This is a genomic window from Mucilaginibacter sp. BGA-UO-ETr-C110, assembly GCF_059567985.1.
In genome coordinates, this window is sequence record NZ_JCAQPB010000002.1 from 3398176 (window position 1) to 3420351 (window position 22176).

Here is a 22176-nt window from a genome sequence, read left to right on the forward strand (position 1 = left end):
GTTAGATGATAAACGCAGCCAGCATAACCAGGTGTATGATAACGCTTGCAGCAAAGAAAGATAATACCGTCCTGATGCCGGAGCCGCCCATACCGGCAATGATATTGGCAAAGAACAAGATCATTGTAATACCTAATGTAATAATGGGTGCATCATAATAATACATCAGCACTGCAGGGATAGGCAGAAAAAGCACGCCCTGTATGATCAGCGAAATCAGGAACCACATGGTTTTGTTATCAGCTTGGCTATCTGTAATGGCCAGCCATTTATTCCATAATGTGGTGTGGTTGTTTTGATCAGTTGTTGTTACTTCCCAGGTTGGGGCATTTAATTTTAAAGTTGCCATGATTGATATGTTTTAATGATCAAAGATGGCCAGGATTGCTATTTTATGCCATGACGGGCATTGGGCAAAAAAATGATGCTCCTCACTTTCTTACTTTGAATAAACCATCCAATTGCTGGTAGAACCGTTTAATTTTAATACGAAAAACATCATACAATAAGGTATATAATAGCAGGATAACGGGTACAAAAAAAGCGTAGAAACTAATAAACCGGAACAAATATGCACCGCCCAATGCACCGCACATAAAAAAGAAAATAATAGCCGACCGCAATTTTATCTTTGGCACAAGGGCACCCCTGCCTTCCGCACTTTCTTGAAAGAATTGTGCCAGCTCGATACCCAGGTCTGTAAAAGTTCCTGTTAAGTGGGTTGTTCTTACAACAGATCCTGATACCATGGACACCAGTGAATTTTGCAGGCCCATGGCAAAAAGCAAACTTCCCGCAAAAATCTCCTTAGCCATCAAACTATGGTTATACCTGTAACCAAATAAAGCTACTGCAAGCAGTATGATAATTTCTATCAGAATAGGCACAACATAGGAAAAGCGCTGATTCCGGCCAATTCGTGAAACGATAGAACCGGAGATAAAAGCACCCGCTAAAAATAAAAACATCCACAAAGCGATAACCCGCGCCGCTTTCCAATCCTGCAAGGCTATGCGTTCGGCAAAGAGCGCGGCATGCCCCGTTACATTGGTAGTTAAAACGGCAAAACCTAAAAACCCGGCTGCGTTAACAAACCCGGCTGTAATACCAAGCAAAGAAGCCAGTTTAACATTATGCCCGTAAGTTCGTTTGGTGCCCAGGTGTCGTAACATATGGATTTATTAGTGACAAACATTTTTTTAACTGAATCGGTTTTCACTATTCAGTAGCAGGAAATATCAATAAAGGCACAGCGATATGCCCGGCCATTTTTTCGCAATGACTGCTTTTTAACAATTTATAAAAGAAACTGTGCGGGCGGTGTACCATCACCAACATATCAACATGCCCATGCTCGCATAACCAGTCCAGGCCGGTTTCCATATGGCTATTCTTTACGCTGCGATAATAAATGTGTGGATAATCTGCTTTGTTAGAAACATCGGTCATAAAATATTTAATTGTTTTTTCAAGGCCCGGTAATTCTGTTAGTTTATTGCAAATATGCGTCAACAGGATCTCTGCCCCAAGTAACTTAGCAAGCGGGATAAGGTGATATAAACATTCCAGATCACTTTCGGGGTGTGTGAAATCGGTAGCAAAAGCAATTTTTTTCACCGGCAAAACAGAAGTTTCGGGCGAAATGAGCATTAAGGGTTTAGTAGTACTATTGATCATATTGCTGCTATGGTTGCCTAATAAAAATTGGCTCAGTCCGCTGCTCCCGTGCGTGCCCATTACCACGAGATCAATTAAACCATTGCTGATCTGGCTTTGAACTACATCGGTTACGGTGCCAGATTCGTTTTTGCAACTGATTACCGGTTTAAACCCTTTTTCCTGATCCGCGCCTTCGAGATGCTTTTTTAAGGATTGTAATTCTTTTGTACTATCCATCAACAATTCATCAGACTCCTCCATTGGCCAGACAACCAAACCCGCCTGAGGCATTTCTGCAGGCACAATAACAGCATTGCACAATATGATATTGGCTTTGATCTGTTTGGCCAGATTATATCCATATTCAGCAGCATGCCTGGCATTAGCCGAAAAGTCTGTAGCAACAAGAAATGTTTTCATGATTTTGAGTAATTATTTATTACCACAAAATTGGGCAAAACACCACCACATAATAATGACCATGGTCATTACCTGGTGTGATATTAAGCTTAATAGTTGCCCCATATGTATGTGAAGTGGTGGCATCAGAACAAATAACCGCATGACAGGTAGTCAGATGGTGGTCAATACAAAAGCGAATATGGGTATGTATACCTTATTTAAGGGGCAAAACATGTTCTATTAGGGTGTAAAATCTTGTCAATTAGACAACTGTATAATGAAACAAAAAAAGCAGCTCTTTCAGAACTACTTTTAAAACCCGGGTGGATAACGGTGCAAAATCCGCACCGTTTTGTCGATGAATTGATTGAAATAGACAGTTTTTCAAAAATATTGAGTAAATGATTCTTATTGGATTCGGGGCCTTAATTCCAATCCTTTTTTAACAGCCGTTGACCGTGTGCTCGACGAGATTATGAGCACTATGAAATGGAAAATCATCAAAGGTGCAAATGCAACGATGCCTACCCAGTGCGCACCCCATTTGTAAAAACCGTTCAGAAAGTGGACGATGATAATTAATTGAATGAATTTTAGTCATCGACTACAAAAGCTAAACTAAGGTAGGAGAGGCCGATTGCTTTGACAATCGGTCTTTAAGCCCTGTTGAGTGGCCCAGGTGTTGTCATCTATAAATTGCCCTCAAAAAAGTTCAGGCTTTATAAGTTTTGGACTAAGCAAATTGTTCATAATCGGTAAATTTAAAGGTTGAACTAAACTCAGTTTGAAAAACTAACTATTTGAATATCGTAATCAAAAAGCATAACTCAACTGATATTTATATTGGATTTTTTAGATTAAATTTACTTAACTAAATATTTGCTTATGATCACCATTACCGTCAACAGTCAACGTCATGATATTGATGTTGATCCAAATATGCCGCTTCTTTGGGCCATTCGGGATATCCTTGGTTTAACAGGTACTAAATTTGGTTGCGGAGCAGCTCAATGCGGAGCTTGTACCGTTCATCTGAACGGCGAAGCGGTACGATCCTGTGTAACAAAAACAGGCCGGGCGGCCGGGCAAAATATTGTAACCATCGAGGGACTCTCTTCTGGTAATAATCATCCCTTGCAATTGGCATGGAATGAAATGAATGTTCCTCAATGCGGCTATTGTCAATCCGGGCAAATCATGTCGGCAGCGGTGCTGTTGAGGGAAAATCCGAACCCAACTGATCAGGATATTGACGATGCGATGTCAGGCAATATATGTCGTTGCGGAACCTATCAGCGTATCCGCGCCGCGATACACAAAGCGGCTGCCATGCAGGCGGAAGGAGCGAAATCATGAAAAAACTGATCATCATAACCGGCATCGTGTTAATAGCGGGGATGATAACATTGTCATTCAGCGAGCTACCGGCAAAAAAAGAAAATAGTTTCATTACGTTGCCAAAGGACAGTATCGGCTCTGTAAAAGCATATATGTCGGTATATAAGGTATTGATGAGCGCACGTTGCATGAACTGCCACCCCTCTGGCAATGCGCCGTTACAGGGGGATGATAGTCATATTCACACCATGAATGTACAACGAGGTGTGGATGGCAAAGGCGTTTACTCCATGCGTTGCAGCAATTGCCACCAGGCAGAAAATACCGCCGGGCCGCATATGCCGCCCGGAAATCCTAAATGGGGCTTGCCGCCTGCTCACATGCGTATGGTATTTCAGGGGCGCACGCCGCGACAACTCGCACTACAGCTTCTTGACCCTAAACAGAACGGTGGACGAACCAAAGCACAACTCATAGATCATATGGCTAATGATGATCTGGTAGGTTGGGCCTGGCATCCGGGAGATGGCCGAACCCTGCCACCGATGAGCAGGCAGGCTTTTGCCGCCCAGGTACGTTTATGGATAGCCAAGGGCGCCTATGCCCCCTCTGCTAAAGTAAAATAAAGGATTTAAACGATCATAGTAACCAATTATGGAAACTAACGCAATATCAAGAAGAAATTTTCTCCGGGCATCAGGCCTTGCCGGTACCGCGCTTTGCTTAGGGTTTTATTTTCCTGCGAATGCGAAAAAGGAACAGCTAATATCAGGTGCCGATCAATCTGGTTTTGAATTTAATGCCTGGATACGTATCGATACCAATGGTAAAGTCACCTTAACGGATCATCGTGCAGAAATGGGCCAGGGTTCTTACCAGTCTGTACCGCAGATTATTGCGGAAGAGCTTGAGGTTGACCTGAAGGATATCAACGTAATATTTGCCCAGGGCAGTCCTACGAAATACGGAAGTCAGATCACCGGTGGAAGTTCAACCATCCGGGGCTCATATAAAAACTTGCTGAAATTAAGTGCAACCGCGCGCGAGATGCTGATCACAGCAGCGGCAAACCAATGGAACGTCCCTGCAAATGAATGCTATGCCGAATCGGGACATGTGATCCACAAGCCTTCTGGAAAAAAATTAAATTATGGAGAACTGGTAACGGCAGCATCAAAACTACCGCCCCCCCAGGAGGTTAAGCTCAAAAAGATATCCGAATATAAACTGATCCGCAAGCCGCTCCAAAGGCTCGATACCCCCATGAAAACCAATGGAGAGGCCATCTTCGGTTTGGATAAAAAACTACCGGGAATGCTTTATGCAGCGGTTGAACGAAGCCCAAGGTTACGCGGCAAAGTAAAAAGTTTTGATGGTTCCGCCGCTTTAAAAGTTCCTGGTGTTAAGCAGGTATTTAAGGTGCAAATGATTGTTTTTAATACCACTCGTGATGGGGTGGTCGTTATAGCCGATTCCACCTGGGCAGCTATGCAGGGCAGAAAAGCCCTGCGCGTTGAATGGGATGATAGTGGATTTGAGCATGTGAACACCAGCGATATCTATAAAGCCCACGAAGAACTACTTAAAACGAAAGAAGGGCTTTCTTTTAAAAAGCAAGGCGAACCGGATCCGGTCCTGGCACAAGCCTCAAAAAAGATAGACGTGATCTACCAGACGCCTTATCAATCGCATGGCGCTATGGAACCGCTGAATTGCGTCGCCCATTATCAAAGCGACAAAATAGAAATATGGGGACCTATACAAGCTCCCGATTGGGTGCAAGGCGACATTAGCGATAAATTCAAAATGCCGAAAGAAAAAGTCGTAGTCAATATGACCTTTTTAGGCGGAGGGTTTGGAAGAAAAGCTTTTTTGGATTATACCTACGAAGCGGTTGCCATCTCCAAGCAAATTGGCGGACCGGTTCAGGTAGTTTGGACCAGGGAAGATGATCTGACACAGGGACCTTATCGTGCCGGGATCTCCTACCGGGGAGAAGGATCGATTGAAAATGGCGAGATCAGCGCTTTGAAATTCAAAATGGCCGGTCAAAATATAGACCACTGGAATAATAACAAAAGAGATAAGGCGAATGATAGCACCACGGAAGGTTTTTTAAAGTCTTATTTCGACAATATTAAAAACATCAGCTTTGCTGACGTTCCCTATGAAATGCCCCTGCCCAACATGTGGTGGCGTTCAGTTTATGCGTCTACCAATGGTTTTGCCTATGAAAGCTTCATCAATGAAATGGCTGTTTTAGCAGGACAGGATCAACTCGACTTTAGAAGGAAATATTTAAAGGATGAGCGCTGCCAGGCTTTAATCGATAAAATGGAACAGGTTTCAGGCTGGAAATCCAGGAAAAAGAACGAAGGGTTTGGCGTAGCCATCACCGAGTGTTTTGAAACCACGGTTGGCCAGGTTGTTAAAGTTTCCAGGCATACCGATGGAAAAGTTAAGATCGACCAGGTTTGGGCGGTGATGGATTGCGGCTGGTATGTGAACCCCGATATTATCAAAGCGCAGGTAGAAGGATCTATCGTAATGGGCCTGGGCGCAGCTACTATTCATGAGATCACTTTCAAAAATGGACTAGTAGAACAAAAGAATTTTTACGACTACCTGATGCCGCGCATGAGTGACATGCCTCCTGTTGAGGTGCATATTATGGAAAATACGGCGGATGCCGGTGGTGTGGGTGAGCCGGGGCTCCCTCCTTTCGCTCCGGCGCTTACAGATGCCATTTATGACTTAACCGGCAATAGAATCAGGAAACTTCCATTTAATCTAAACGCCATCTAAATCAACCCGTTTGCCCGGTGATTGCCTATCAAAAGCTAAGATAATCGACCGGCTGGTTTAACTATGAAAGAAATTATTGATATCGTAACAGCTTATGAGAAAGCTGTGAGTGAACAAAAGAAAACCGCATTAGCTACGGTCGTGCTTGTAGAAGGTTCCGCCTATCGCAGGGCCGGTGCCCGGATGCTGATCACGGAAGACGGACAATTAACCGGCGCGATAAGCGGGGGCTGCCTGGAAGGCGACGCTTTGCGTAAAGCCAGGATGGTGATATTACAGCAGGAGCCACTGTTGGTTACTTATGACACGATGGATGATGACGATGCCAAACTGGGTGTTGGCCTGGGCTGTAACGGCATCATACACATTCTGATTGAACCGATCAATGACGGGCAAATCAACCCGATAATATTATTGAAAGCCGCAATAACTTCACGAGGATACTCCGTATTGGTTACAATATTTTCTATTGAAGACAGGAAAGCGCCACAACCGGGATCCTGTTTATATCTGGCCAATGACGGAACCCTCCCGAATGGGTTGGAAATTCTGCCTTACAAAAATGAACTACTGGAAGATGCCAGAAATGCACTGGGCAACCAGCGTTCAGCTATTACCGCCTACCAGGGTTATACCGCATTTGTGGAATGCGTAAAACCATTGATCTCCCTGGTTATTGTCGGTGCAGGCAATGACGCTATCCCGTTAACCCGGATTGCCGTGGTCCTGGGCTGGGATATCACTGTTGTTGACGGAAGGCCAAATTATGCTTCTATCGAACGCTTTCCATCAGTCAAAAAGATATTGATCGCTAAACCGGAAGGAATTTTAGATAACCTGGAAATAAATGAGTGGACAGCCTTTGTGCTGATGACACATAACTATAATTACGAGAACGCTTTTTTGAAAGAGCTTTTGCCTTTACACCCTCCTTATATCGGAATTTTAGGCCCCAAAAAGAAACTGGAACGTATGCTGGATGACCTGGAAGTAAACGGTACTGTTATCACCGAAAGGAACCTGGAAACGATTCATGGACCTGTCGGCCTGGATATTGGGTCCGAAACATCCGAAGAAATTGCGCTGTCGATCATCGCAGAAATAAAAGCGGTGTTCTCCGAAAGGAACGGAAGGTCGCTGAAATATAAAACTACCGTCATCCACAGCACCTAAATGGTGGACTTTCTGATTACCAGACAGCAAATATTCTTGCTATTCCTCCCGTTGCCCCTCCTACTTTTGACGCACCTACGATAAGGGTGGCTCCTGTTACGGGTACTTTATCTAAGTTGGCCACATTCTCCACGGCCCATTTTCCGTAGGCAAAAAGCATTTTATGGGTGATATAATTATGTCCCTACAGGGATCGAACGATATTACGTCTGCACCAATACCTGCTATAGCCCTGTTCTTGGCAAGAAACTACACGGCAGCTACTGAAAAGTCCGGGAAATGTTTGTTACCGCTACTGTTTATACCCATATCCATGTTCTGGCATGCAATAAAAACAGCATAGGTTGCACCTATCGGTCACAGCCAAGTGGAGGCAGCTTATTTTTCATCCGTGATTATCTGTTAACACACCTTTTGATTTGTTATTGATCTTTAATGCTGTTTAATAAATATATCAATTCAACATTGGGCATTCAATGGCTTGCATAAAATTCCCGGGCATAACGTGATATAAATACACAATAATATTTCAATACTATACTTTATTAACTCATGGTAGTATTAATATCATCAGCATTAATTTATTTATACTTAATATCGTTATATTTTAATAAGCATAACGATATTATATTAATTTTTAATTCATTTTATTCATATTAATTAAAAGTATTATATAAACATAATTCGTATTTATATTTATATAACATAATTAAAACTAATATTAAACCTGCCTAATCCTTTAAAAAATGAACAAACACCGTATGTTATGGATCGTTGTATCCATTTTTATCATCGCCATTATCGCTCGCTGTTCCGCCCCCAATAATCACCAGAACGGGGATTCCGGAAGTAATGAAGAAAACAAAAATACCTTTCCGGATTTCGGGGCTATGATCCCGATAAGTCAGTTTCTAAAGCAGTATCCCGGCCAAAAAGTTTTTAAATTAAGTCAGGACTATCCCAAAACCCTGCCCGGTGAAGACAAAATCCCGGATTTTTTTAAAATTCCGTTTGATGATAAAAGCAGATGGAAAGAATGGCTGATGGCGGCCCGTGACTATTGCTTTGATGGCATGATTGAAGCTAATTTTGTTGCGCAGGATAATAAAAAGCATAATTGGTATCACATGCCATGGCTGCATTATGGTCCGCTTGCGTCCGAAGGGTTTAACGGCCTTGCCAAAGAAGCTCCTGTTAACCCATACCAGCTCTCCCCGCAACAAAAACGTCCCGGGCAAGTATATGCACTCGGATTTTATAACGATTTTGCCGGCCATGTGCTTTATAAGATGTGGGATACCGCTAACGATCCAGACCCATTCGTTACACAGGGGCCCAAAGGTGGTTTCCCGGAAGGTACGGTGATATTTAAACTGCTATATACGGACCTGGATTCTACTGATGTACCATATCTTAAAGATTCCTACGCAAGAACAGCTTACATCACACCAACGTTTGCAGATAGCGTTAACCGGGTTGTAAAAAAGGTACACCTGATACAAATGGATATCATGGTGCGGGATAAAAGGGCCGAAAAATATGGCACAGGCTGGATATTTGGCAACTTCTGTTACAATGGTAATTTGAATAATGGTAAAACCATGCGCGAAAGAGTAAAAAACCTCGTTCCGGTGGGCATACAGTTTGGGAATGATCCACAATACAAGACGAACTGGATAAATCCTTACCCGGTTATTAAAACCATGATCAACGATACCTTGAAGGAAACCTTTATTAACACTTCCGCGGATCTTCCACCTCAGCATCTTGGATGGGGAGGCAGGCTTGATGGCCCGGTTGATTTGAATACCGCGTCTTGTATGTCATGCCACCAAACCGCTGAGTTTCCGCAAGTAGCGGCGCTGGTGCCTGATGAGGCCTTTATCGGCGATACGCTGGCAAATGGGTCCATGGGCCATCTTACACAAACGAACGATCCGGCCTGGATAAAATACTATCAGAATTTCAAGTGTGGCACAGCTTATAATCCTAAACAAGCCTTGTCAAACGATTTCTCCTTACAAACATCACTGGCCTTAGGCTACTACTGGGATTGGAAAAATAAAAACATAGGCGGGTATTATGCCAATCAATTTTCTGGTGTTGAGCATGTCGTAAGACGCGGCGGGGTACCATTTAAAAGAGCCCGGATACTCAAAAAGGCAGGTCCAAGACAGAAAGCAAATGTACTGCCTGAAAACCAGGGCAATTTTTAAGTAACCGTACTCCGTAGTTAATTAAAGCTGATATCACCATGAGTAATTCCATATCCTTCTTTTTGAACGGCCAGCAGGTTGTTGTACAGGACCCGGCCGTTGATACCTTATTAATAGATTACCTGCGGTCGCCAGAGGTAAATCTCGCCGGACCCAAAAAACCATGTGGGCAGGGCGGCTGCGGTGGTTGCACCGTGATCCTCTCAGATTGGGATGAGAAAGGAAAAAAAGAAAATCACCGAGCCATCAATTCATGTCTTCGACCGCTGATCGCGGTTGATGGCATGGTTGTTACAACCGTTGAAGGTACAGGCGGTGCACGACGACCTAATCCCGAATTTCTTACCCAAACCCAGGTATCCAGCCGTGCGGCCCGCCCTGCAGACCTCCCCTTACCAATCGAGGTACTACAGGCATATGATGAGGCGCAAGCCAAAAGAGCTGAAGTAGCTACAGCGGTTGAAAAGGCAGAAAACGCGGTTGCATCACCAAGCCTCTTGCTGCAAACCGCCACTGCACAACACCCCTCAGAACTCACCCACATAGGCATGAATCCTGTGGCGCATCGTCTGGCTATGAATAACGGCACACAATGCGGCTATTGTACCGTTGGCTTTGTCATGAACATGTCTGAGTTCATTTTCAATAACCCAAAGGCTACAAAAAAAGAGATCGAAGCTATCTTTGACGGAAACATCTGCCGTTGCACAGGTTACCGGCCCATATTGACAGGTATGAAAACCTTCGCATCCGACTGGACTGAACAGGACGAGCTGGAACGTATGAAATGCTTGGGCGATGAGGCTGTATTACAACAATTAGCGGCTCCATTCATCGTTATTCCATTTCCACCAGAAGCTAAACACCCTGCGCCGGCAGTATCAGTTTTAAATAATAAAAGGCAATGGCTGAGTCCGGTTTCGCTTGACGAACTGGTTAACTACTGGAAAACTTACAAGCAGGACAAACCGCATATCGTACATGCCAACACTTCTTATGGTATATATAAACAAGAGTTCCTGGATGCAGACAGCCTGATCGATATCAGTCATGTGCAGGAATTAAATTTCTCCCCGGTTATTGATGCCAAGGGCATAAAAGTAAGTGCGGGTACAACTTATAGTCATTTGATTGATACCCTGGAACTGGCTTTAAAGAAATATCCGGTTAATATACCTGAAGGCAGGGATCGGGAGACTATACCATGGGGAGCTGTACTTTTTATGGCGCAACGCACAGCCGGCAGGATCGTAAGAAATGCGGCAACCGTTGGGGGCAACGCCATGCTGGTTTTTAAACATATTGCTACAGGTACAGGAGAGCCATTTCCATCAGATTTAATGACCGCGCTTTTGGGATGTTACGCTCAAATTGAATACATTGATCCCGAGAATTTTAACGGGCAAACTACCACTGCTTATATTGATGATCTGTCAGTCATCATTAAAAATCATCCCGACCTGGCAACAAGGATGATCCTGATATCTGTTTATATACCTTTTGGAGATACTAATGATGTTCAGCTGGCACAAAAAGTTGCCCTGCGCGATGTCAATGCGCATAGCATTGTTAACTCCAGCTGTACCATCAGATTAGGTACTGACCTCAAAGTAACGCATGCAACAATAGTATTTGGAGGTTTGGCGCCATTCCCCTGGAGGGCTATAAGCACAGAGGTTATGCTGCAAAACCAGGTGTTATCGATGGAAAGGATTCCTTTCCTCATCGAAACGCTTAACCGCGAGGTTGGTGTGATATTATCGCAATGGGCATCCCGAATGAAAGGCCTGCCTGATGAAGGTTTTACCCATGAATATAAACAACAATTAACCGCGTCATTCCTTTATAAGGCCATCGTAAAAGCTTTGCTTGAAAAAGGTGGGCCTGTGCCACCACACCTACGCTCAAGCGGTGACATTACCTGGGGCAGGTGGCCTGTTAGTAATGGTCTGCAGTTTTATGAACCGCAGGGGTTCAGGGCGCCGGTAGCCCAACCTTACGTGAAATTTACGGCAATGGAACAGGCTTCCGGTCAGTTACATTATACGCATGAACTGCCGGTCCCTCCCAATACAGTAAACGGGGCGCTGGTGCAAAGCAGGCGTGCATTAGCCGATTACCATTTCATTATTCCCGAAAAAAAGGGGCGCGCTAATACGACCGATTTACGCAGTCATCTTTCACAAATATTTACCAACTTCATTGACCTGGTGACCAGTGAAGCCTTCAAAAATGGCGCTACTAATATGCAGGGTATGGGATCTGACCAGCCGGTATTTGCCGTTGATCAGGTTAATTATGTTGGTCAGACCATTGCACTGGTCGGAGCAAAAACCGAGCTTGATGCAGGCATAATCGCTGAGTATGTTGCCGACTATTGCGTTGGCTACACAGCAGTTCAAATAGATTCTGATCCAAAAAGCTGGAAGAATAAACCCGTTTTAAGTATTGATGACGCTCTTGCTCACGGAAATATCTATCCCGATTGGCCTACTACCGCCAGCTTTAATTCACATATATGGCGTATTACCAGGCCCGGTACGCAGTTGACCTGGATTAACGAAAAAGACGCACTCGATAAAAATATCGTTAACCGAACCGGGACGGTAGATGGGAATATTTGCCAAATCGTTGAAGGAACACAGCTTACCGGTGGCCAGGTACACTTTTATATGGAAACCCAGGCTGCTATAGCTGAACCAACAGACGGTGGCAAAATGGTACTCAAATCGTCTACTCAAAGCCCCATGACTATTCACGGCACTATTGCATCAGCACTGGGGGCACAATATAACAGCATTGATATACAGGTACCACCGGTCGGCGGTGGCTTTGGTGGTAAAACAGAGCAAACTCGTTTTGTGGCCGCGGCGACCGCTGTCGCTGCAAAAGCCCTGAAAAAACCCGTCAGGCTGGCCCTTACCCGTGAACAGGATACCGGTATGATTGGCAAACGCCATGCCTATTATGCACAATATCAGGTGGCCATAGACAAGGGCGAAACCACACCGGCGAACAAGGGTATCATCAGGGGCTTCCTGAACCGGATGTGGGGTGATGGCGGCGCATTTTATGATTGTTCGTTCATTGTTTCCAATTGTATTATTACGCGGTCAGATAATGCCTATCGAATCGCCAATTTCCAGACACAGATTGATGTTTGCCGGACCAACACGGCCCCCTCTACGGCCTTCAGGGCTTTTGGAGATGTACAGGGCAAAGTGATGATGGAAAATGCTATTGATGATGCTGCGTTTTCTATTAATATGCCTGCGGAAGAAGTGCGAAGGATAAATTTGTATGACCGCGGCGATGTCACCCCATTTGGCCAGGCTCTTTCCTATTGTTATATGAAGGATGTTTGGAAATATCTGAAAGATGTTTGTAATTATGATATCAAAGTAGCCGCTGTTGAAGACTTTAATAAAAAAAATAAATGGCGTAAGCAAGGGATAGCTATTATGCCGGTGAAATATGGCTCGGGTTATAACCTGACTATGCTTGAGCAGGCAGGCGCTATGATCTCGGTATACCAGGGGGATGGCAGTATTATTATACATCAGGGTGGTGTAGAAATGGGGCAGGGTTTGCTGACGCAGGTGCGCCAGGTAGCCTCCTATATTTTGAATGTACCCATGACGCTCATCGAGATTGAAAGCCCTAAAACCAGTATCGTTACCAATCCAACCAGTACAGGGGCCTCAACCGGAACAACCTACAGCGCGGAAGCAGTTAAGCGGGTTTGCGAACAATTACGCAGCCGTATAACCGAATTTGGATATGAAATGCTAAAAATAAAGGGCGATGACTGGTGTGGAACTCAGGGAATTGACTTTTGGAATTACGGAACAGCTGGCTGGCAGGCGAAGCCTAAGAGAGGCGGGCGGCACCCCATCATCTGGCAAAACCTGGTAGCAATGGCTTATCAAAACAGGGTTAGCTTAACCTGTAGTTTAAATATTCCCATTCATGGCGGCGAGGTGCCTTTCCCCAATATTACCTATAAAACATATGAACAGCAACCCATAATACCAGGCTACGAGAGCAGTAAGACCGGTGTGCCCGGCGAATTTGATTCTTTCAGCGGGTTTACTTATTCTGCGGCTTGCTCTGTAGTTGAGGTTGATATATTAACTGGTGAAACCAAAATATTGAGTTCTGATATCGTATATGATGCTGGATGGAGTATGAACCAGGCTATCGATATTGGCCAGGTAGAAGGGGCCTTTGTGCAAGGCATTGGTTATGTGCTCTCTGAAAAGTTGGTATTTGAACCAGACGGCCCAGATGCGGGGCGATTAAACACCCTAAATACCTGGACCTACAAACCACCAGCCACTACCACCATTCCTCTGGAACTGAATGTGCATCTTTTCCCAAGAGGCTCGGTGAATGTTCCGGAAAGCCCTACGGATATCATGTCTGCCAAGGAAATCGGGGAACCGCCGCTGGTATTGGCCGCCTCTGTGTTTTTCGCGGTTAAGGCCGCTATCAGGGCATCAAGGATAGAGCGGCGCTTAAGTGGTTTATTCAGGTTTGACTCACCTGCAACTGTGCAGGAGGTAAGCCGTGCCTGTGCGATAGATAATAATTATATCTAATTATTTCATAATGCCCCACTGTTTAATAGCAGTAGTGCATTTTTTAATAATTGTATGTCTACTGAGAAGATAATTGTAAAGAAATAATAGTATCATGCAAATGTTATCACCTTGCTGATCCTTTTAAATACTTCAAAAATATAGCATCATAAAATATAAAAAACTGCTGATTAATATCTCAAAAAGGTTTTTTTAGCCTTTTGAGGTATTAATCAGCAAAACGGAAACCTGATGGGGCTCGAACCCACGCCCCTCAGTACCACACAACCAACGCTTTTGAAGTAAATAATCCTATACCAACCCTGGCCTCCATGTGTGCTGTGCAGAGGCAGCAAAAATGGAGTAAGGCATTGGATTCTGGATAGAATAATACTATTAAGGAATTTGTAAAATGAATATAAAAGGATTGCCGTGGCCTGCCAATTTTGCAACAGCGAGGGAAATGTCTCAACATACCCGACATTTTAAAGAATTTCTGCGCAGAAATTCTCCCTTTTAACTTATAACAAAACCCGTTGGTCTACATTAACATTCGTTAACATTTGATTTTTGAAGATTTGCTTCATCGAAATATGAAGCAAATTTTATTAATCACCAGTTTTATTTTACTTATTATCCTCACAGCCAGGGCACAACGCCCTCTGGAGTCGCAGGCCAGGGTTGATGGTTTTTACACCTCATCACTGGATAAGGTGCTGGACTCTATTGCTGCTAAATGCCATGCCAGGATTATTTATGACAAAGATGTTGTAGATGATTACAACGTAGTTGATCATTTTTTTAATGAAAGCCTTAAGGAGGTGTTAGGGAACCTTTGTGACAAATATGGGCTTCATTATTGGGTTGAACCAGACCAAACCATCTATATCATCCGCCAGCCTGGTGACCTTGCTCATTTAAAAAAATTAGCACAGGTTAGGAAATTAGCAGAATTGGCGGAGACAGAAAAACCAGTAAGCGCCCCAGTTGCCATGACCCCGGTAGAGCGGTATCTGAGCCTGGATAATGCAGCTGCCAATACCGTTAAGCCCGCGGAGCCAAAACCTGCTGTCCTCCCACCGGATGAAAGAGCTAAGCGTCCGTTTAATTTGAGCGGCAGGGTAATTGACGCATCAAACGGGGAATCACTTCCCTCGGCCATCGTGCGTGTTCAGCATACCAACATTAGCGCCGTGACCAATACCGACGGCTACTTTACGCTTTTAGGTGTTCCGGCAGATACCTGCCTGCTGGATGTTACCTACATCGGGTATCAGCAGGATAACTTTCGTTTAACCAGGGAAAATGTAAAACAGAAGATCACTATCGGGCTTTTCTCGTCCATAAACTCATTAAATGAGGTGGTTATCTCTGACAAAAAGAGCCAGGGAGTGATGAGCACCGATAAACGCAGGGTAAGTGTGCTGCAAATTTCACCGTCAAAGCTGGATGAACTGCCCAATATCGGCGAAAAGGATATTCTACGGTCTTTCCAGCTGATGCCTGGCATAAGCGGTAGTAATGAATCATCATCTGGCGCCTATGTTCGCGGAGGTACACCTGATCAAAACCTGGTGCTTTTTGACGGGTTTACGGTTTACCAGGTTGATCACCTTTATGGTTTCTTCAGTGCATTTAACAGCAATGCAGTTAAGGATGTAACGCTTTACAAAGGTGGCTTTTCGGCCAAATATGGCGGGCGTTTATCAAGTGTAACGGATATTGTAGGTAAGGAAGGCAACAGTAAAGAAGAAAATATTGGAGGCGACCTGAGTTTACTAAGTGCCAATATTTATATTGAAAAGCCCCTGAATGATAAATCGACCCTTTTACTGGCTTTCCGCCGGTCATACCAGGGACCGTTGTATAAAAAGATATTCAACTCATTCAATAACAGTAGCACTACTGCTACCGGGAATAATACAGGCGCACCGGGTGGGCGGCCACCGGGCGGTGGCGGTGGTTTTGGTGGTAGTGGCCCTACCGTTACAACGCCAACTTCCTCCTTTTATGACCTGAATGCCAAGTACACCTATTCGCCCGATGAGAAAAACAGGTTTTCGTGGAGCATTTACCAGGGTAATGATAACCTGGATAATAGCAGAAATATTACCCTGCCATTTTCTACCGCCAGTAATTTGAGTATGACCGATAAAACAACTTATGGTAACCTTGGATCAAGCCTAAAATGGTCGCGCCAATGGAATTCTAAGCTATATTCAAATACATTGCTGAGCTATTCAACTTATCATAGTAACAGGGATAACAGCACTTCCATTACCATTCAGGATGCGGACGGAAATGATGAGAATGTGAGTACCGGCACATTCGAGAAAAATAACTTAAAGGATTTCAGCTTAAAATCTGATTGGGAGTGGCAGGCAACAAGCAAGGCCAAAGTGTTATTTGGCACTTTTGCATCAAGGCAGAGTGTTTCGTATGAGTACAGCGAGAATGACACCAGCAAACTGATAGATCAGCATACAAAAGCTTTTACCGGTGGTGTTTATGCCGAACTGGAAGCCGATCCGACAGACAAGCTTCAGATCAAACCGGGTTTACGGGCTACCTATTACAATCAAACCGGCAAGCCATATCTGGAACCCCGTATGTCGGCCACTTATACCTTAACAGATCATTTTACATTGAAGGCTGCCACAGGTAAGTTTTACCAGTTTACTAACCGGGTGATCAGGGAGGATATCCTTTCGGGAAGCCGTGATTTTTGGGTACTATCCAATAACTCGACTATTCCGGTAAGTTCAGCCAATCATTATACCGCAGGCTTTAGTTATGAAAGAGGGCAGTTTCTGTTAGATATTGAGGGTTATTATAAAACACTGGGTGGGCTGTCAGAGTATTCGCAGCGGCAAACCGGGAACAGCAGGCAGGGAACAGTGTCCTTAGAAGAGCATTTTTATACCGGCACGGGCTACACCAAGGGGATAGAGATTTTGTTTCAAAAAACACGCGGAAAATATACCGGGTGGATAAGTTATACACTAGCTCAAGCTACCAACCATTTTGATGTTTATGGCGGAGATTTTCCGGCGAACCAGGATACCCGACATGAATTTAAAACAGTTAACCTTTACCATTTAGGGCGATGGTCTTTTTCGTCAACCTGGATATTTGCTACAGGAAAGCCTTATACCGCCCCCTTAACCAGTTATACGGTTAATAACTACACCGGCAACAGTCAGACCTTTTTAACCATCAGCTCCAAGAATGGCGAACGGATGCCCAGCTATCACCGCTTAGATGCAGCAATAACTTATGACCTTATCAAGATAGATAGCCGCAAGATCGGTAGCATAGGATTCTCCATGTTCAATATTTACAACCGTGCCAACATATGGTACAAACAATACACTATAGTAAACAACCAGGTGATCACCTCTAATGTAAACTACCTGGGTTTTACCCCCAATATAACCTTAAGCTTAAAATGGAAATAAATAAAATACAACAATTAATGCTGTTTTTGTGGATATGCTTTGCAAGCACGGTATGCCTGGTATCCTGCCAAAAAACGGGCAGCTCAATCTCTGATTATCAAAGGCCCGTGGTTGAGTCATACCTGGTTCCCGGTAAACCCATACAGGTTAAAGTTTATTACCAGAAGTATCTTGAGGACACCATTCAATATGGGTACCCTATAACTGCACTAAAGCTCCAGATATCGGATGGCGTTAACACAGTTCAACTGGCAGAAAGCCAGCCAGGTATTTATACCTATGCCGATTCCTCATTTATAAAAGATAAAAAAAGCTATTCCTTAAGTTTTGAGTATAACAATAAAGCCATTACAGCTAAAACAACTGTTCCTGACAAACCCACCGGGTTTAAACAGTCGAGCACAGTACAGGATATAGTAGGCTTTACCCCGGGCAGTACGACCACCTTTGAACCGGTTACTTTTAGCTGGAATAATACCTCAGCGCAGTATTATTTGATAGCATTTAAAAATATCACCTTAAATCCTGATCCTGTAAACTCCGGCGACACGGTAGCCTACAAAGATTCGGAAGTAATAGCAGGTCAGGTAGCTTCATATGAAACTCAGCGAAACACCTTCAGGTATCTCGGCAATTACAAAGTGCTCCTGTTTCATATCAACAAAGAGTATAGTGATGCGCTTACCACCAGTTCCGGAACCTCCCTGAATTTAACCAATCCGGCTACCAATGTAGTGAATGGCCTGGGAATATTTACCGCTATGCAGGCCGACACTTTAAATCTGTTGGTGTATCAGTAAAAAGCCCAGAGATCAATCGCTTTTCAATCAAAATAAATCAAAACTTCATGACAAAAAAAATTATATATACTATACTTACCTGCCTGACCATAGCTTTTTTAACTGGCTGCCGGAAAAGCGGCGATAATATCAATATCAGGCAATATGATGCAGATCAGATAAAGGCATATATCCAGGCAAAAGGTTTAACGGGTATGCAAAGGGATACCACTAATGGCGATACCTCAGGTATTTATTATCAGATCATAACACCCGGAACGGGAAACCCATTGGAATACTATGATGAGACATCGCTCACGTACAAAGTATATAATTTTGCCGATACCTATAGCAGCACTGATACAGTTGTTAATCATATGTATAACTATGTTGGTTACCTGGCTCCTAAGGGTGTTCAATTAGGCATTAAGTTCCTTTTGAAAAAAAGAGGCGGCAAGATCAGGCTCCTGGTACCTTCGCGCTCGGCATATGGCGTAAATGGAATTACTACGGATAATGTTAAAGTACTTCAGGGTAACCAGTGTTTGGATTATACCATAAATGTTGTGGATAACCAGGCCGCATATGATGAACTCTGTATTCAGAATTATCTTAAACGGTATAATTTATCAGGCTATACCAGGACAGCTTCGGGTCTTTATTATAAAGTGACCAAGGTTGGGACGGGTACAGATGTAGTTGGTCTTTACTCCGTAGTTGGTGTTCAGTACACGGGTTATTTATTAAACCAGACCTCTTTTGATTCGGCAAATAATAGTGATGGCACAGCCGCATTTACTACAAGCTTGTCTGACGTAGTGGTAGGATGGCAGGAGGGCTTACCACAAATTACCGCTGGAGGTAAAATAACATTGATCATGCCCTCTGCTTTAGCATATGGCGATACAGGAAGCGGTACAACTATACCCGCGTTTAGCTGCCTGAGATTTGATATAAACCTGATTACGGTTGAGAATCCGTAATAGCTTATTAGAGGGTCTGAAAAGATTAAACCAGTAATACTAAAACAGTATTACTGGTTTAAACAGGACTAAGAAATTGATAATAGGGGTTAATAACCAACCTTGAATTTTTGCCAAAAATGAACTGATTTTAATAAATGGTCACCAAATCCCTTCAAATCTTTATTTAATTTAACGCTGGCCAGGGCAGATGATAACCTGCTGGTTTTATTTCGAGCATGAATATGATAAGCTGTTAAATTCAGCAAAATAAAAAATACAATACAGGTTATACCGGTCATCTGCCTGATCGTATCGGGCCCTTTTTCAATTTTATTTAACACGTAAAAAAGCCTGTCGAAACAGTAGTTCAGGCAGGTATCAGCTATTGTTTCACCACGGTAGGCTATAAGCGTAAGCGCCATGCCCAAACTGAACTTGTGAATATGATTGAATATCCGTTTCATGATGATTACCGGTTAGATCAGCGAGTAGTTTAGCCTGTTGAACTTTTCTCTTAATACCTGGTTGGCATGCTGCCATATCGGTTTGCCATGACCAAAAACAGCTATATCAAAATCGAATTCAGCGGCTTTGATGATACTCTTTATACCCAGTTCCCGGTTTTCGTATACAACACTCAGACCAGGGCCACCCATGTTTGCGCATATATCACCGGCAATTAAAACACCTTCGCTTTTTATATACAATGCAATATGACCTGCGCTGTGACCCGGAGTGTGGATAACCTGTATGCCACCCGCTACCGGGATAATCTGGTTATCAATTAATGATTCATCAACAAGCACGGGTTCAATGATAACTCCGGCTCTTTTAATAAATAAACGGTATACCAGCCAGTTTATAACTCCTGGAGATAGCTGTATATCCCGCCTGCCGGCAATCCCAAACCGCATGAGTACGGCATCTTTTTGCGAGGCAAACAGGGGTACTTCCAGTCTCCTTTTAATTTCTTCGGCACTGCCTGCATGGTCTGGGTGGGCATGTGTTATAATAACCTGTTTTATATCATTAGGATCTTTACCACCTTTTTCAATGGCGTTGAAGATTTTATTGGCACTACCCTTCGGACCTGTATCAATAAGTGTCAACCCATCGTCCTCGATCACAAAAACATTGACCATACCCAAGCTGATCTGGTAAACTTTATTACTGATCTGTTTCATACTATTACTGCTTTTTAAAAAATGAAAAATTGTTTGTTAATAGTGTAAAAAGAAGCGGCCATATTGTGTTGTAATGGGGTGTTTTAATTTGTTAGTGGTGATCGTTTTGTTTGAATCAGTAATGGCATTAGCCCTTGTCCTGCCGCACATTTTTTCTAAGCGAATTTTGAAAAGTTATGTGTTAACAAATGTTAAATGAGACGTATCGGCTTATTTTTCATACGAAAGGCCGATTTTCTGCGAAGAATTTGCTAGTCAGTTAATTAGGGCATTGATGACTTCATATTATTTGATGGTGCTTACATAATATTACGCTGAAATGTAAGTTAGAATGTCTACAATAAACGGGGTTTGATTGTAATAATGGGCTCTTTGATCGCAATTTTAAAATGGTGAGTGTTGTAACCTTTACTTTTAACTTTTACTATGCAGAAACCAAAGCACTTAAACAGATACAGCGGAATTTTCCCGGTATTGATATGGACGATTGTTTTTGTTCTGCCTTTTTTGTTCAGGCTCATTGCCGCCGGTAACGACCCGCAAAAAGGAGCTATTTACAATATCTCCTTCTCCTTTTTGGCGCTGATCGGTATATTTTATTTGCATACCTATATTGTTTATCCTATCAAGGAAAAAAAACATGGCAACTGGTATTATAGCCTGCTTCTTTTAGCTTGCTTTTTGCTGTTTTTTGTTTCACAAAACTATCTTTGGCCCGATCCCCGAAGCATGCATATGCCGGGTCCGGGAAGGATGTATATGCGTGGCCAGGGAGATAGGTTTATACCCGATTCTGGCTTCAGTCGTATGTATGGACCGGAAAACAGGTTCATGTCCGATTCGGCACACATGCGTATGTCTGATCAGGAATTCACGCGCAGGAGGGAAAAACGGATGGCTGGAGGTATATTAAATCCTGGGCTTTTTTTTTCCGTATTTCCCTTTTTTCTGGTAATTTTTGGCAGCTACGGCTACCGGCTTTATATTGATAAAATAACTCAAAACAACTTTATAAAAGAGCTGGAAACCGTCCATCTGAAAACAGAACTTGATTTTTTGCGCTCGCAGATAAGTCCGCATTTTATGTTTAATTTAATGAACACGCTGGTTTCCATGGCGCGTAAGAAATCAGAGTTGATGGAACCTTCGCTGATAAGCCTTTCGCAGCTCATGCGGTATATGCTTTATGACAGTGATGGCGACCGGATCAGCCTGGATAAGGAAATTGAATATCTGAAAAACTATATCAACCTCCAATTGCTCCGCTTTGGCGATAGCCTGAGGTTGAATCTTTTTTTATCTGGCGGCTTTGAAGGATACCACATAGAGCCAATGCTGTTGATCCCTTTTGTTGAAAATGCATTTAAGCATGGCACAGCCATGACCGAGGATCCCATTATGGATGTTGCTATCAATGTGGATGAAGAGACACGGACGCTCAAACTCATGGTGGTGAATAATATAAGCAAAAGAGAAACCGTTAAGGATAAAAATTCAGGTATTGGCCTGACCAATGTGCGCAGGCGGCTGGAATTACTTTATCCCGAAAATCATCATATTTCAATTGAACAAAGAGACAGCACTTTCATTGTAAACTTAGAAATCAACCTTTAGCCC

At 43.4% G+C, this 22176-nt stretch carries 16 protein-coding genes; 10 read left to right on the forward strand and 6 right to left on the reverse strand.

Annotated features, from left to right (window positions below):
• Nucleotide 1: 1 nt before the first annotated feature.
• The 3 genes from AC57BQ_RS14815 to AC57BQ_RS14825 all read right to left on the reverse strand — a co-directional run bounded on the left by AC57BQ_RS14815 (nucleotide 2) and on the right by AC57BQ_RS14825 (nucleotide 2079).
• Nucleotides 2-349 (reverse strand): hypothetical protein, encoded by a 348-nt coding sequence (locus AC57BQ_RS14815; RefSeq protein WP_496407024.1) that lies wholly within the window; start codon nucleotides 347-349, stop codon nucleotides 2-4.
• Nucleotides 350-431: 82 nt separating this feature from the next.
• Nucleotides 432-1172, reverse strand: coding sequence for a YoaK family protein (locus tag AC57BQ_RS14820; RefSeq protein ID WP_496407025.1), 741 nt, complete (start codon nucleotides 1170-1172; stop codon nucleotides 432-434).
• A gap of 46 nt (nucleotides 1173-1218) precedes the next feature.
• Complete coding sequence (locus AC57BQ_RS14825) at nucleotides 1219-2079, reverse strand: universal stress protein (protein ID WP_496407026.1); 861 nt, start codon at nucleotides 2077-2079, stop codon at nucleotides 1219-1221.
• A gap of 867 nt (nucleotides 2080-2946) precedes the next feature.
• On the opposite strand from AC57BQ_RS14825, the gene AC57BQ_RS14830 reads away from it, so the two are divergent.
• The 4 genes from AC57BQ_RS14830 to AC57BQ_RS14845 all read left to right on the forward strand — a co-directional run bounded on the left by AC57BQ_RS14830 (nucleotide 2947) and on the right by AC57BQ_RS14845 (nucleotide 7377).
• The gene (locus AC57BQ_RS14830) at nucleotides 2947-3417 is read left to right on the forward strand and encodes a (2Fe-2S)-binding protein (RefSeq protein ID WP_496407027.1); all 471 of its coding nucleotides are present in this window, start codon (nucleotides 2947-2949) and stop codon (nucleotides 3415-3417) included.
• Entirely contained in the window at nucleotides 3414-4025 is a 612-nt protein-coding gene (locus AC57BQ_RS14835; protein WP_496407028.1) for a hypothetical protein, read from the forward strand. The genes AC57BQ_RS14830 and AC57BQ_RS14835 overlap by 4 nt, the downstream gene beginning before the upstream one ends.
• A gap of 28 nt (nucleotides 4026-4053) precedes the next feature.
• Complete coding sequence (locus AC57BQ_RS14840) at nucleotides 4054-6204, forward strand: xanthine dehydrogenase family protein molybdopterin-binding subunit (protein WP_496407029.1); 2151 nt, start codon at nucleotides 4054-4056, stop codon at nucleotides 6202-6204.
• A gap of 63 nt (nucleotides 6205-6267) precedes the next feature.
• Nucleotides 6268-7377: an XdhC family protein gene (locus AC57BQ_RS14845; RefSeq protein WP_496407030.1), complete on the forward strand. Its 1110-nt coding sequence runs from the start codon at nucleotides 6268-6270 to the stop codon at nucleotides 7375-7377.
• A 16-nt stretch (nucleotides 7378-7393) separates the two neighbouring features.
• On the opposite strand, the gene AC57BQ_RS14850 is transcribed toward AC57BQ_RS14845, so the two are convergent.
• Nucleotides 7394-7537: a hypothetical protein gene (locus AC57BQ_RS14850; RefSeq protein WP_496407031.1), complete on the reverse strand. Its 144-nt coding sequence runs from the start codon at nucleotides 7535-7537 to the stop codon at nucleotides 7394-7396.
• 586 nt (nucleotides 7538-8123) lie between these two features.
• Here AC57BQ_RS14850 and AC57BQ_RS14855 point away from each other — a divergent pair.
• The 5 genes from AC57BQ_RS14855 to AC57BQ_RS14875 all read left to right on the forward strand — a co-directional run bounded on the left by AC57BQ_RS14855 (nucleotide 8124) and on the right by AC57BQ_RS14875 (nucleotide 19393).
• The gene (locus AC57BQ_RS14855) at nucleotides 8124-9593 is read left to right on the forward strand and encodes a hypothetical protein (RefSeq protein WP_496407032.1); all 1470 of its coding nucleotides are present in this window, start codon (nucleotides 8124-8126) and stop codon (nucleotides 9591-9593) included.
• Nucleotides 9594-9631: 38 nt separating this feature from the next.
• Nucleotides 9632-14194, forward strand: coding sequence for a molybdopterin cofactor-binding domain-containing protein (locus AC57BQ_RS14860; RefSeq protein WP_496407033.1), 4563 nt, complete (start codon nucleotides 9632-9634; stop codon nucleotides 14192-14194).
• A gap of 572 nt (nucleotides 14195-14766) precedes the next feature.
• The gene (locus AC57BQ_RS14865; protein WP_496407034.1) at nucleotides 14767-17631 is read left to right on the forward strand and encodes a TonB-dependent receptor; all 2865 of its coding nucleotides are present in this window, start codon (nucleotides 14767-14769) and stop codon (nucleotides 17629-17631) included.
• A complete protein-coding gene (locus tag AC57BQ_RS14870) occupies nucleotides 17622-18431 on the forward strand; it encodes a DUF4249 domain-containing protein (RefSeq protein WP_496407035.1) in 810 nt (269 codons plus the stop codon). The genes AC57BQ_RS14865 and AC57BQ_RS14870 overlap by 10 nt, the downstream gene beginning before the upstream one ends.
• Before the next feature lie 47 nt (nucleotides 18432-18478).
• Nucleotides 18479-19393 carry an FKBP-type peptidyl-prolyl cis-trans isomerase gene (locus AC57BQ_RS14875; RefSeq protein WP_496407036.1) on the forward strand — a complete coding sequence of 305 codons (915 nt, stop codon included), beginning with the start codon at nucleotides 18479-18481 and terminating at the stop codon, nucleotides 19391-19393.
• An 89-nt stretch (nucleotides 19394-19482) separates the two neighbouring features.
• On the opposite strand, the gene AC57BQ_RS14880 is transcribed toward AC57BQ_RS14875, so the two are convergent.
• Both AC57BQ_RS14880 and AC57BQ_RS14885 read right to left on the reverse strand, forming a co-directional pair.
• Nucleotides 19483-19839, reverse strand: coding sequence for a hypothetical protein (locus AC57BQ_RS14880; RefSeq protein ID WP_496407037.1), 357 nt, complete (start codon nucleotides 19837-19839; stop codon nucleotides 19483-19485).
• 12 nt (nucleotides 19840-19851) lie between these two features.
• Nucleotides 19852-20559: an MBL fold metallo-hydrolase gene (locus tag AC57BQ_RS14885; RefSeq protein ID WP_496407038.1), complete on the reverse strand. Its 708-nt coding sequence runs from the start codon at nucleotides 20557-20559 to the stop codon at nucleotides 19852-19854.
• A gap of 426 nt (nucleotides 20560-20985) precedes the next feature.
• On the opposite strand from AC57BQ_RS14885, the gene AC57BQ_RS14890 reads away from it, so the two are divergent.
• Nucleotides 20986-22173 carry a sensor histidine kinase gene (locus AC57BQ_RS14890; RefSeq protein ID WP_496407039.1) on the forward strand — a complete coding sequence of 396 codons (1188 nt, stop codon included), beginning with the start codon at nucleotides 20986-20988 and terminating at the stop codon, nucleotides 22171-22173.
• Nucleotides 22174-22176: the final 3 nt, after the last annotated feature.

Excerpts from the sequence above, each read along its gene's own strand:
- AC57BQ_RS14870 (WP_496407035.1), top strand. The coding sequence starts at position 17,622 with ATGGAAATAAATAAAATACAACAATTAATGCTGTTTTTGTGGATATGC.
- AC57BQ_RS14875 (WP_496407036.1), top strand. The coding sequence starts at position 18,479 with ATGACAAAAAAAATTATATATACTATACTTACCTGCCTGACCATAGCT.
- AC57BQ_RS14885 (WP_496407038.1), bottom strand. The coding sequence starts at position 20,559 with ATGAAACAGATCAGTAATAAAGTTTACCAGATCAGCTTGGGTATGGTC.
- AC57BQ_RS14815 (WP_496407024.1), bottom strand. The coding sequence starts at position 349 with ATGGCAACTTTAAAATTAAATGCCCCAACCTGGGAAGTAACAACAACT.
- AC57BQ_RS14890 (WP_496407039.1), top strand. The coding sequence starts at position 20,986 with ATGCAGAAACCAAAGCACTTAAACAGATACAGCGGAATTTTCCCGGTA.
- AC57BQ_RS14865 (WP_496407034.1), top strand. The coding sequence starts at position 14,767 with ATGAAGCAAATTTTATTAATCACCAGTTTTATTTTACTTATTATCCTC.
- AC57BQ_RS14855 (WP_496407032.1), top strand. The coding sequence starts at position 8,124 with ATGAACAAACACCGTATGTTATGGATCGTTGTATCCATTTTTATCATC.
- AC57BQ_RS14860 (WP_496407033.1), top strand. The coding sequence starts at position 9,632 with ATGAGTAATTCCATATCCTTCTTTTTGAACGGCCAGCAGGTTGTTGTA.
- AC57BQ_RS14880 (WP_496407037.1), bottom strand. The coding sequence starts at position 19,839 with ATGAAACGGATATTCAATCATATTCACAAGTTCAGTTTGGGCATGGCG.
- AC57BQ_RS14820 (WP_496407025.1), bottom strand. The coding sequence starts at position 1,172 with ATGTTACGACACCTGGGCACCAAACGAACTTACGGGCATAATGTTAAA.
- AC57BQ_RS14840 (WP_496407029.1), top strand. The coding sequence starts at position 4,054 with ATGGAAACTAACGCAATATCAAGAAGAAATTTTCTCCGGGCATCAGGC.
- AC57BQ_RS14825 (WP_496407026.1), bottom strand. The coding sequence starts at position 2,079 with ATGAAAACATTTCTTGTTGCTACAGACTTTTCGGCTAATGCCAGGCAT.
- AC57BQ_RS14830 (WP_496407027.1), top strand. The coding sequence starts at position 2,947 with ATGATCACCATTACCGTCAACAGTCAACGTCATGATATTGATGTTGAT.
- AC57BQ_RS14850 (WP_496407031.1), bottom strand. The coding sequence starts at position 7,537 with ATGCTTTTTGCCTACGGAAAATGGGCCGTGGAGAATGTGGCCAACTTA.
- AC57BQ_RS14835 (WP_496407028.1), top strand. The coding sequence starts at position 3,414 with ATGAAAAAACTGATCATCATAACCGGCATCGTGTTAATAGCGGGGATG.
- AC57BQ_RS14845 (WP_496407030.1), top strand. The coding sequence starts at position 6,268 with ATGAAAGAAATTATTGATATCGTAACAGCTTATGAGAAAGCTGTGAGT.